At 65.2% G+C, this 10,608-nt stretch carries 10 protein-coding genes; 6 read left to right on the forward strand and 4 right to left on the reverse strand.

The window, feature by feature from the left end; genetic code table 11:
* Positions 1-121 precede the first annotated feature (121 nt).
* Together hpnK and DLM46_RS06790 are read left to right on the forward strand one after the other, a co-directional pair.
* The gene (hpnK, locus tag DLM46_RS06785; protein ID WP_115100012.1) at positions 122-994 is read left to right on the forward strand and encodes a hopanoid biosynthesis-associated protein HpnK; all 873 of its coding nucleotides are present in this window, start codon (positions 122-124) and stop codon (positions 992-994) included.
* On the forward strand, positions 991-2,010 hold the full coding sequence (locus DLM46_RS06790; RefSeq protein WP_115100013.1) for a lysylphosphatidylglycerol synthase domain-containing protein: 1,020 nt from the start codon (positions 991-993) through the stop codon (positions 2,008-2,010). Before hpnK ends, DLM46_RS06790 begins: the two co-directional genes overlap by 4 nt.
* Here DLM46_RS06790 and DLM46_RS06795 read toward each other — a convergent pair.
* Positions 2,004-2,654 carry a protein-L-isoaspartate(D-aspartate) O-methyltransferase gene (locus DLM46_RS06795; RefSeq protein WP_115100014.1) on the reverse strand — a complete coding sequence of 217 codons (651 nt, stop codon included), beginning with the start codon at positions 2,652-2,654 and terminating at the stop codon, positions 2,004-2,006. The genes DLM46_RS06790 and DLM46_RS06795 overlap by 7 nt on opposite strands.
* A 248-nt stretch (positions 2,655-2,902) precedes the next feature.
* On the opposite strand from DLM46_RS06795, the gene DLM46_RS06800 reads away from it, so the two are divergent.
* Positions 2,903-3,412 (forward strand): DUF1269 domain-containing protein, encoded by a 510-nt coding sequence (locus tag DLM46_RS06800; protein WP_115100015.1) that lies wholly within the window; start codon positions 2,903-2,905, stop codon positions 3,410-3,412.
* Positions 3,413-3,700: 288 nt separating this feature from the next.
* Here DLM46_RS06800 and DLM46_RS06805 read toward each other — a convergent pair whose 3' ends face one another.
* On the reverse strand, positions 3,701-3,892 hold the full coding sequence (locus DLM46_RS06805; RefSeq protein ID WP_244305891.1) for a thiamine pyrophosphate-dependent enzyme: 192 nt from the start codon (positions 3,890-3,892) through the stop codon (positions 3,701-3,703).
* A gap of 107 nt (positions 3,893-3,999) precedes the next feature.
* On the opposite strand from DLM46_RS06805, the gene DLM46_RS06810 reads away from it, so the two are divergent.
* Positions 4,000-4,305 carry a panthothenate synthetase gene (locus DLM46_RS06810; RefSeq protein ID WP_115100303.1) on the forward strand — a complete coding sequence of 102 codons (306 nt, stop codon included), beginning with the start codon at positions 4,000-4,002 and terminating at the stop codon, positions 4,303-4,305.
* Between the two features lie 99 nt (positions 4,306-4,404).
* Here the strand turns inward: DLM46_RS06810 and DLM46_RS06815 are convergent, their stop codons facing one another.
* Positions 4,405-5,250 carry a GNAT family N-acetyltransferase gene (locus DLM46_RS06815; RefSeq protein ID WP_115100016.1) on the reverse strand — a complete coding sequence of 282 codons (846 nt, stop codon included), beginning with the start codon at positions 5,248-5,250 and terminating at the stop codon, positions 4,405-4,407.
* Positions 5,251-5,391: 141 nt separating this feature from the next.
* Positions 5,392-5,688: a DUF4148 domain-containing protein gene (locus DLM46_RS06820; RefSeq protein ID WP_115100017.1), complete on the reverse strand. Its 297-nt coding sequence runs from the start codon at positions 5,686-5,688 to the stop codon at positions 5,392-5,394.
* A gap of 306 nt (positions 5,689-5,994) precedes the next feature.
* On the opposite strand from DLM46_RS06820, the gene DLM46_RS06825 reads away from it, so the two are divergent.
* Both DLM46_RS06825 and DLM46_RS06830 read left to right on the forward strand, forming a co-directional pair.
* Entirely contained in the window at positions 5,995-9,264 is a 3,270-nt protein-coding gene (locus DLM46_RS06825) for an efflux RND transporter permease subunit (RefSeq protein WP_115100018.1), read from the forward strand.
* Between the two features lie 19 nt (positions 9,265-9,283).
* The gene (locus tag DLM46_RS06830) at positions 9,284-10,555 is read left to right on the forward strand and encodes an efflux RND transporter periplasmic adaptor subunit (RefSeq protein ID WP_115100019.1); all 1,272 of its coding nucleotides are present in this window, start codon (positions 9,284-9,286) and stop codon (positions 10,553-10,555) included.
* The last annotated feature ends 53 nt before the right edge of the window (positions 10,556-10,608 follow it).

The following is a 10,608-nucleotide window of genomic DNA, read 5'->3' on the forward strand; positions in this document are numbered from 1 at the left end:
ATTTCCGACCGTCGAAGATCTGGGAAATCCTGCGCGAGATGCTGACGAGCTGGGACATGATGAAACGGCGCCTGCGCGAAGGCGTCGAATTCTTCCGCTTCCTGCGCGCCCACCAAGCGTGATGGAGAGCGTCTCCGGTGGCCGCGCACAGGCGCATGGGCAACCGCAGCGCCGGCTGATCATCACGGCTGACGACTTCGGTCTGCATCCGCGCGTCAACGAAGCGGTCGAGCTAGCTTGCCGGCACGGCGTGCTGACCGCGGCAAGCCTGATGGTCGGCGCGCCCGCCATCCAGGACGCCGTCCAGCGGGCGCGGAGTCTGCCGGGCCTGCGGGTCGGCCTGCATCTGGTGCTGGCCGACGGCGCGGCAACGCTGCCGCGCGCGATGATCCCGGCACTGGTCGACGCCCAGGGGATGTTCGGCGACAACATGGTGCGCGACGGCTTCCGCTTCTTCTTTCTGCCACACGTGCGCGCGCAACTCGCGATGGAAATTCGAGCCCAATTCGATGCCTTCGCCCGAACGGGTTTGGCGCTCGATCACGTCAATACGCACAAGCACTTTCATATGCACCCGACCGTACTCTCGCTGATCCTCGAGATCGGCAAAGAGTACGGCATGCGCGCGATGCGCCTGCCTTGCGAGTCCGATACGCCGCTGTGGCTCCAACCCTGGGTGTCGCATATGCGCGCACGGCTCGACCAGGCCGGCATTGCGCACAACGACTACGTGGTTGGGATCGCCCGCACGGGACAGATGGATGAGAGCACGCTGCTGGAGGCGATCGCGCGCCTGCCTGCCGGCGTCGGCGAAATCTACTGTCACCCCGCCTCGCCCGGAGACGGTGCGCTCACGGCGGGCATGCGGACCTACCGGCATGCGGACGAACTCGCTGCGCTGCTGTCCACGCGTGTCGCGGCGGCGCTCGATGCGGCGGGCGCCGTGCGCGGCGGTTTCGCCGACCTGTCCGCAGACCGCTTTCAAACCGCATGAAGTGGCTCAAATGGGCGGGGCTTCCGATCGGCATCGGCGTACTGCTCGCCCTCGCCTTGCATCGTGGCGTCGGCGACGTGATGCAGGTGATCGGAGGGGCCGGGTTCACCCTGTTATGGCTCGTGCCGTTGCATGCGATTCCGCTAGCGCTCGACGCCCATGCGTGGCGGCTTCTGCTCGACAAGCGGGCGCCGCTCTGGTTTCTCTGGTGGGTCGCAACCGTACGTGAGGCCGTGAGCCGTTTGATGCCGGTTGCGAGCATCGGCGGCGAGATCGTGGGCATCAGGCTGGCGCGATGGCGCGTGCCCGACACCTGTCGCGTGAGCGCATCGATCATTGTCGAGGTACTCGTGACAATGGCCGTTCAGTACGCGTTTTCCGCGCTGGGTATCGTGCTGATCGTCGTGTCGGCGCAGCAGGCCGATGCGTTGCGCAGCATCGGCGTGGCGTTTCTGCTCTCCATTCCGCTGCCGGTCATCGCAATCGTGGTCGCACGCCGTGGCGGTATTTTTCAGGCGATTGAGCGCTGGGCGGCGGGCTTGCTGGGCGACACGCATCCGCTGCTGCGAAGCATCGACGGCAGGCAGCTCGACGTGGAGATCAATGCGCTGATGTCGCGCGGCGGGTTGTTGCTGCGCAGTTTCCTGTGGCAGTTTGCCGGTTACGCGCTGGGCGCGCTCGAGACTTACTGGGCACTGGCGATGCTTGGGCATCCCGTGTCGCTGAGCGGCGCGCTTGCGATCGAGGCGATCACCCAGGCGGTCCGGCATGCGGCATTTTTCATTCCGGCTGGGCTTGGGGTGCAGGATGCCGCGGTTGTGTTGCTCGCGCAGATGTTCGGTGTCGATCGCGACACGGCGCTTTCGCTAGCGTTGGTCAAGCGGATGCGCGAGGTCGTGTTCGGGTGCATTGCGCTTGCCTCGTGGCAACTGGCCGAGGTTGTCCGTTCGCGAGGCGGTGCGGCGCCGAGCCGGGCACGCGGGGCACGTGGGACGGGTGGATCGACGATTCAGTAATCGTCAGGCCAGCCTTCTTCGCCGATCAGCGGCACAAAAAGCACATCACCCAATATCTCTTCATCGAACTGGGTTTCACCGGTGCGCGTCAGCCTGACGAGCCTCTGGCGGTCCCGTCCGACCGGCATGACGATGCGCCCGCCAGGCGCCAACTGATCGCGCCATGATTGCGGAACTTGCGGACCCCACGCCCCGGCAATGACCGCGTCGAACGGCGCGCGCTCAGGCAAACCCAGCGTGCCGTCGGCATAGTGCACGTCGACGTTGTCATAGCCCAGTTCTGCCAGCACGACGCGTGCGCGCGCGGCGAGCGAGAAATGACGTTCGACGCTATCCACGTGAGCGGCAAGCCGCGCGAGCACGGCGGCGGCATAACCGGAGCCCGTGCCGACGTCGAGCACGCGATCGCCCGCTTCGATCGCCGCCGCCTCGATCATTCTTGCGACCACGGCCGGCTGCGAGATCGTTTGCCCTTCGCCGATCGGCAACGGCGTATCGTTGTACGCGAAGTCAGCAAGCGCTGCCGGGACGAACCGGTGCCTCGGCACTTCCCGCATCGCCGCCAGCACGCGCGTGTCGCGAATGCCGCGGGCTCGCAGTTGACGCTCGACCATCCGGTCACGCGCGTCGTCGAAATTGTCCATGACTTCAGTCAGCAAGGCTCGCCGTTGTCCAGCGGCGGCAAAGGCCGCCGCTCCATCAGATTACCAGCATTGCGTGTACCCGCGCCGGTGCGGCGTCACGTCTAAGCGCCCCGGCGAAGCGCATCGAGTGCGGGTCCCTACCCACGTCTTTCGGCGGACATTCCTACTTCTGGTCGCCGCCTTGCCGGGCAAGAATACAAGTGGGAGGCCCGCGCCCTGCTCCGGTCTCCCCTATTCGGGAGGCCGACATGAGACGCCTGTACTTCTTGCTGCCTCACGCGCAAAGCGCGAAGGCGATCGCCAACGAACTCTTGTTGGAGCGGATCGAATGGCGCCACATTCACGTGATCGCCAGACATGACGTGCCGCTCGAGCATTTGCCGGAAGCCACGCTGACGCAGCGCACCGACCTGCTGCCGGCGCTCGCGCGAGGGACGGCCGCGGGAGGCTGCGTGGGGATGCTGGCGGGCCTGGTCGCAATGGTCTTTCCACCCGCCGGCCTGACGATTGCGGGCGGCGCCCTGGTTGCGATCACGCTCTGCGGCGCGGGATTCGGCGCGTGGGTGGCGCCGATGATCGGCGTCGACGTGCCGAACACGCGGTTGAAGCCTTTCGAAGAAGCCATCGCGCGAGGTGAACTGCTGATGCTGGTCGACGTCCCAACGGATCGCGTCGAGGAAATCGAACAGCTGGTCAAGCTTCACCACGCAGAGGCTGACATCAAGGGAGCCGATCCGACCATCCCCGCGTTTCCCTAACCGTCGCCGCTCGCCTTCCCGGGTGGCCCGGCTTCATTGCCGCCACCCGGAATCCACCTAAGTTCCACGCGTTACCCCCGCGGATACCCCCGATAGTCGACCTACTCGACCATGTGAAGGGCGTGGCCCCAGCTTTCGGGGCACTTGCGCGAGCAGGCCCAGACGCTGCGCACCGCGATGTCGATCCTCCTCGTCGAGCGCAATCAGAATTTTTTTTGCGGTGCGGCATGCATCGTCACACGGCGACCCTGTTTCGAAGCGTTCGCGGTTCAAGGCGACGGCGTCCCGTCAAATGATTGCTTCGATCAGCCTCGGACCGCGCTGCTTCATGGCTGAAGCAAACGCGTCCTCGAAGGTTCTGCGCGACTCGGCGCGCACCGCTTCGACGCCCATCCCCTTAGCCAGAGCGACCCAGTCGAGCGTGGGATTCTGCAGATCGAACATCGACGCCGCGAGTGCGCCTTCGGAGGACGCCCCCACGGCCGCCCAACGGCCACGCGTCGTGTTGACGAATGCGCACGCCCCGCAGCGCAAACCTCCTATTCTTAAGAGGCCCAGTTGGGCGTCAATCAGAAAGGAGGATGACCATGCGCATGCTTCTCAACATACGAATACCCCATGAACCGTTCAACAATTTTGTGCGCGAAGGCACTGTCGGGGAAGTGATGGCGAGGATTCTCGAAGAGACGAAGCCGGAGGCCGTCTACTTTACCGAGCAAAATGGCACGCGCGGCGCCATACTCATTGTCAATCTCAATGATCCGTCGGAGATTCCCTCACTCGCGGAACCCTGGTTTCTGAAATTCAACGCCGACTGCGAGTTCCGCGTCGTGATGGTGCCGGAGGACCTCAAGAAAGCCGGGCTGGAGACTCTCGGATGGAAATGGAAATAGCGCCGGCGATGGGCAGATCCGGCATTCCCGGCTAATTCCGCAAGCGCCTTTGCCCGGCAACGCAAGCAAAGGCGCGCATGCGGCGAACCTCCCCCGCATTCACCCAAGCTCAAACGAAGTGACGCCGAACACGCATTCGATCGCAAGCGTGGGCGGCTCCCGCGTATACATCCGCGCGGTTTCGAAGACGCTAGTCATGCCGCGCCGTTCGGCCAGCGCGATGGCCGCCGGGTTGGTCTCGGGCGCGTCGAAAAAGAAGACCTCGCCCGGCACGCGCGCGGTGAGTCCATCGAACAGCTCGGTCGCAATCCGTTCGTTATCCGCGAAGAGCGGGCCGATCTTCCAGCCCGTCCTGCAACGGCGCAGCACGCCGTATCCCGCGAGGCGGCCATCGCGGACGGCCGCCAGCGCAACGGCGTCGGGTTGTCCAAGCCATGCGGCGAGAAAGTGCGCACGCGCGGCAGGAAAGCACTGGCGGTCGTAGCCGGCAAGCTGCTCGAACGGCAGATCCGATGCGTTCGAAAGGTTCGCGCGAGCCGCGCCTTGCGCGATGCCTTGAAAGCGGATGTTGCGATGCGCAAGCGCAAAACCGGACTTCCTGTAGTTCGCCTGCTGGGCGAGGACGCCGTCGAGACCCACGTTGCGGTTTCGCAGATAGTCCATCCCGTGTTGCCAGACACGCATGCCGAAGCATCTGCCGCGAAAATCCGGTTTCACGATGTACAGACCGATAAAGCCGAAGCGTTCGCCGTAGGCGACCGCGGAGATGCAGGCGACCGGTTCGCCCCGCCACTCGCCGATAAAGAAGCCGTCGGGGTCCGCGGCCCGAAAGCACGACGCATCGTGCAGGCCGGGGTTCCATCCTTCCGCCGCAGCCCACTCGAGCGCCAGGCCGACCTCGCCAGCCGACATCGTCCGCACGATGAAATCGCCAGCATGGGTCATGTTGTTTGCTCACCGCTTCGGGTAGAAGTCGTCAGTGTGACGCTGGCGGGTGGTGTTTTTCAATAGCTGCGGTTGCGCTCGGCTCGCCTGGCTCCTGTTCCGTGTGGCGGCCCAATACAACCAGCCGGCATCGATCCGACATCAATTCGACACCGGCTCCGGATGCGCAGCAGGCGAACCTGCGGTCCTCACCATCCCATCGGTGCCGTGCTGAATCGCATAAATCTCGCGGTTGTGCGCGATCGTGGCGGCCGAAGGCGGATAGTCGCCATCCGACATTGGCAGGTAGCCTTCCGCCTGCGCTTGCGCCAGTTGCGCAACAACCTCCGCGCGGGTCAATGCTGACGAGGTCGATCCTGACGAAGCGGTTTGCGCGAAGGCAGTCGCGCCGAACGAAAGACCAAGGGCGGCAACAGCAACGGCGGTAAGCAGTTTCATGACGTCTCTCCGATTTGACTGGAAATAAAAGTGGCTTGATGCACCCTTCCCATTCTTGTCATTTCAGCTGTCGGAGCACTGACCCTCACATTACCGTTTTGTCATCTACGCATCGAACGCCACATCGACCGCCACATCGCCCCCGTCCTTCGCGGCTCACCGCGCAGATAACGGACTTGTAATGTAGCGGTCCGCGGCCGGTAAGCCCCCTGCATCCACACTCCTGACCTCACGAAGCTCGTGTCATGCGCCGTTCATGACGTCGAAGACGGGCGCCTCCATCTGCCTCTTTTTCAGGAATCCGTCATGTGGATCGTCAGGCTCGCACTACGCCGCCCTTACACGTTCGTGGTTCTCGCGCTGCTGATCTTTATCGTCGGCCCGCTTGCGATACTGCGCACGCCGACCGATATCTTCCCGAACATCGACATTCCGGTGGTCAGCATCGTCTGGTCGTATAACGGCTTTTCCGCGCAGGACATGGCCAATCGCATCACGTCGAATTACGAGCGCGCCCTCACCTCCGACGTCGACGATATCGGACATATCGAGTCGCAATCGCTGAACGGCGTATCGGTCGTGAAAATCTTTTTCCACCCGGGTGCGGACATCAATCGCGCGATCGCGGAGGCGGCCTCCAATTCGGCGTCTATCCTGCGCGTGCTGCCGCCCGGCACGCTGCCGCCGAACATCATCACGTACAACGCGTCGACGGTGCCGATCCTGCAACTGGGACTCTCGAGCAACACCTTGTCGGAACAGCAGCTCTACGACCTCGGCAACAGCCAGATCCGCACGCAGCTGGCGACGGTCCAGGGCGCCTCGGTGCCGCTGCCGTTCGGCGGCAAGGTTCGGCAGATCATGGTCGACATCGATCCGCGCGCGTTGCAGGCAAAGGGCCTCTCCCCGCTCGACGTGGTCAATGCCGTGAACGCACAGAACCTGATTCTGCCGGGCGGCACCGCGAAAATCGGCACGAAGGAATACAACGTGCAGATGAACGGCAGCACGGACACCGTCGCCGCGCTGAACGATCTGCCGATCAAGACCGTGGCGGGCGGCGTGGTGTACGTGCGCGACGTCGCTCACGTGCGCGACGGCTATGCGCCGCAAACCAATATCGTCCGCAGCGACGGCAAGCGCGCGGCGCTCCTGACCGTCGAGAAGTCCGGCAGCACCTCGACGCTGACCATCATCCAGCAGGTCAAGGCGATGCTGCCGCGTATCGCCGCCGGTTTGCCGAGCGCGCTGCACATCACCGCGTTGTCCGATCAGTCGGTGTTCGTGAAGTCGGCGGTGCTGGGCGTGGCGCGCGAGGCGCTGATCGCCGCCGGCCTGACCGCCTTGATGATCCTGCTGTTTCTCGGCAGCTGGCGCGCCACGCTGATCATCGCGGTATCGATTCCGCTCGCGGTGCTGACCTCGTTGATCGCGCTCGCGGCGCTCGGCCAGACCATCAATATCATGACGCTCGGCGGGCTGGCGCTCGCCGTGGGCATTCTCGTCGACGACGCCACCGTCGCGATCGAAAACATCACGCACCATCTGGAAAACGGCGAGCCGCTGCACGATGCGATTCTCAAAGGTTCCGGCGAGATTGCCGTGCCGACGTTCGTGTCGACGCTGTCGATCTGCATCGTGTTCGTGCCGATGTTCCTGCTCTCGGGTGTCGCGCGCTATCTGTTCGTGCCGCTCGCTGAGGCCGTGGTGTTCGCGATGTGCGCGTCGTATTTCTTCTCGCGCACGCTGGTCCCGACACTGGCGATGTACCTGATGCGCGCGCGCAGCAATGCGCCGGTCACGGGCAACGGGCCGATTGCGCGCATGATCCGCTTTCAGGCGGGTTTCGAGCAGCGCTTCGAGCGGCTGCGCGAACGCTATCGCGGCGTGCTGGCCGCGGGCATTGCGAGTCCGCGTCGTTTTATCGCGATCTTCCTGCTGCTGTGTATCGGTTCGCTCGCGCTGGTGCCGTTTGCCGGCCGCGACTTCTTCCCGGCTGTCGATACCGGCGAAATCCGCCTGCATCTGCGCGCGCCGACTGGCACGCGCATCGAAGATACGGCTGCCATCACCGATGAAGTCGAAGCCCGCGTACGCAGCGTGATTCCGAAGCAGGAACTGGCGGCCGTGCTGGACAATATCGGCGTGCCGGTGAGCGGCATCAACCTGACTTACGACTCGTCGGACCCGATCGGCCCCGAAGACGCGGACGTGATGATCACGCTCGCGGCCAACCACAAGCCCACCGCGCAATACGTGGCGACGCTGCGCACGACGCTCGCCAAAGCGTTCCCCGGCGTGACCTTCGCGTTCCTGCCCGCCGATATCGTCAGCCAGATTCTCAACTTCGGCCTGCCCGCGCCGATCGATATCCAGATCGTCGGCAACAAGCTCGACGCCAACCGCGCGGTGGCGAACCGTTTGCTCTCGCAATTGCGCGGCGTGCGCGGCCTCGTGGACGCCCGCATCCAGCAACCGGGCGACGCACCGGCCATCAACGTGAACGTCGACCGCACCCGGGCGATTCAAGCCGGATTGCTGCAACGCGACGTATCGCAAAACCTGCTGATCGCGTTGTCCGGCAGTTCGCAGACCTCGCCGAATTTCTGGCTCGACCCGAAGAACGGCGTCAGCTATCCGCTGATGTCGATGATGCCTCAGTACGATGTGAACTCGCTTCAGGCGCTGGCCAACATTCCGGTCGCGCAGATCGGCGGCACCGGCTCGGGCGCGGCCGGCGGGACGGCAACGGCGACGGCAACGACGGCGGCGGCGGCCAATGCCAACGGCCCTGCTGCGCAAAACCTGCTTGGCGCGCTGAGCTCACTGTCACGCGGCACCCAGCAGGCGGTCGTCTCGCACTACAACGTGCAGCCGGTGCTGGACATCTTCGCGTCGGCTCAGGGGCGCGACCTCGGCGGCGTGGCGGCCGACGTGACCCGGCTCGTCGATCAGATCCGGCCGCAGTTGCCGCCGGGGGCGTCGATCGTCGTGCGCGGCCAGGTGCAGGCGATGCACGACTCGTTCAGCGGCCTCGCCAGCGGCATGGTGTTCGCGATCGCCCTCGTCTACCTGCTGATGGTCGTCAATTTCCAGTCGTGGCTCGATCCGTTCATCATTATCAGCGGCCTGCCGGGCTCGCTCGCGGGCATCGCGTGGATGCTGTTCAGTACCGGCACGCGCCTGAGCGTACCGGCGCTGACCGGCGCCATTCTGTGCATCGGCATCGCCACGGCCAACAGCATTCTCGTGATCAACACCGCGCGCGAACTGCACCACGGCGGCAAGCCGCCGTTGCAGGCGGCGCGCGAAGCCGGCTTCAGCCGCTTCCGCCCCGTGCTGATGACCGCGCTCGCGATGCTGATCGGCATGCTGCCGATGGCGCTCGGCCTCGGCGACGGCGGCGAGCAGAACGCGCCGCTCGGGCGCGCGGTGATCGGCGGCCTCGCGCTCGGCACGGTCGCTACGTTGCTGTTCGTGCCGGTCGTCTACGGGACGGTGCATGCGTGGCTCGACAAACGCCGCGCGGCTCGGCAAGACACCCAGGAATCCGGCGTACCCGCCCGCACACTTTGACTCCGACGAGACCCCGACCATGAACGACTCATCCCTTCCGCCTGTACGGTCCGATCAGTCCGATCAGTCCAGACAACCCCCGAGCGGCGCCTGCGAAACCCCGCACGTCGAACCTGCTGCGCCGGCGCCTGCCGCGGACGCGAGCTCCAAACCGCGCCGTTACCTGTTGCCGCTTGCGTTGAGCGGACTGGCCGCGGTCTTGCTGATCGTCGGCATCGTGCCGCGTCTGCATGCGAGCGCCGCGCTCACGCAACAGACGGCCGCGCAAAGCGTCGTCAACGTGGCGGTGGTCACGCCGCGCGCAGCGCCCACCGCTCAAGAGTTGCTGTTGCCGGGCGCGGTGACGCCGTTCGCCGAAGCATCGATCTACGCGCGCACGAGCGGCTATCTGGCGCACTGGAACACCGATATCGGCGCACAGGTTAAAAGCGGACAAACGCTCGCCACCATCGAAGCCCCCGAGCTCGACGCGCAGCTACGCCAGGCCCGTGCCGACGAAGCGACCGCGCAGGCCAACTTCGACTACGCCAAGGTGACCGCGCAGCGCTGGCAGGAGATGCTGAAAACGCAATCGGTCGCGCAGCAGGACGCGGATACGAAGGTCAGCGACAGGGAAGCCCGGCGCGCGATGCTCGCGTCGGCGCAGGCCAACGTCGCGCATCTGGCCGAACTGGTCTCGTACGAGAAGATCGCCGCGCCGTTCGACGGCGTGATCACCGCCCGCAATGTCGACGTCGGCGCCCTGGTGACGGCGGGCGGCACGCCCGGCACCGCCGGCATGTCGGGCGAGCTGTTTCACATCCAGCAGACCGGCGTGCTGCGGGTGTTCGTCGACGTGCCGCAGAACGACGCCCCCTACGTGACGCCCGCCACCGGCGCGTATCTGACGGCCCAGCAGTATCCGGGCCGGCAGATCGCCGCGAAGGTGGCGCGCAGCACCGGCGCGATCGATCCGGCGAGCCGCACGCTGCGGGTCGAAGTCGACGTCGACAACAAGGACGGCGCGTTGATGCCCGGCGCCTATGCGCAGGTGCATCTGCAGTTGCAGTCGTCGTCGCCCGCGCTCGATCTGCCGGTCAGTGCGCTGCTGTTCCGCCCCGACGGCGTGACGGTCGCCGTGGTCGACCCGAACGGCAAGGCGGCGCTGAAGACGGTTCACATCGGCCGCGATTTCGGCACGCATGTGGAGATCACTAGCGGGCTCGCGGCAACCGAGCGCGTCATCGACAACCCGGGCGATTCGCTGAGCACCGGACAAGCCGTCCAGATCGCGCCGGCAACCCATAGCTGAGCGTTCTTCATCGAAAGGATCTGCCGATGTTTCAGACCAAAATTCCGCGCACC

It is taken from the genome of Paraburkholderia lacunae, assembly GCF_003353175.1.
Lineage (GTDB): Bacteria > Pseudomonadota > Gammaproteobacteria > Burkholderiales > Burkholderiaceae > Paraburkholderia > Paraburkholderia lacunae.

Bases quoted from the DNA above. Each gene is read 5' to 3' on its own strand.
- hpnK (WP_115100012.1), top strand. From the start codon at position 122: ATGGAGAGCGTCTCCGGTGGCCGCGCACAGGCGCATGGGCAACCGCAG.
- DLM46_RS06790 (WP_115100013.1), top strand. From the start codon at position 991: ATGAAGTGGCTCAAATGGGCGGGGCTTCCGATCGGCATCGGCGTACTG.
- DLM46_RS06795 (WP_115100014.1), bottom strand. From the start codon at position 2,654: ATGGACAATTTCGACGACGCGCGTGACCGGATGGTCGAGCGTCAACTG.
- DLM46_RS06800 (WP_115100015.1), top strand. From the start codon at position 2,903: ATGAGACGCCTGTACTTCTTGCTGCCTCACGCGCAAAGCGCGAAGGCG.
- DLM46_RS06810 (WP_115100303.1), top strand. From the start codon at position 4,000: ATGCGCATGCTTCTCAACATACGAATACCCCATGAACCGTTCAACAAT.
- DLM46_RS06815 (WP_115100016.1), bottom strand. From the start codon at position 5,250: ATGACCCATGCTGGCGATTTCATCGTGCGGACGATGTCGGCTGGCGAG.
- DLM46_RS06820 (WP_115100017.1), bottom strand. From the start codon at position 5,688: ATGAAACTGCTTACCGCCGTTGCTGTTGCCGCCCTTGGTCTTTCGTTC.
- DLM46_RS06825 (WP_115100018.1), top strand. From the start codon at position 5,995: ATGTGGATCGTCAGGCTCGCACTACGCCGCCCTTACACGTTCGTGGTT.
- DLM46_RS06830 (WP_115100019.1), top strand. From the start codon at position 9,284: ATGAACGACTCATCCCTTCCGCCTGTACGGTCCGATCAGTCCGATCAG.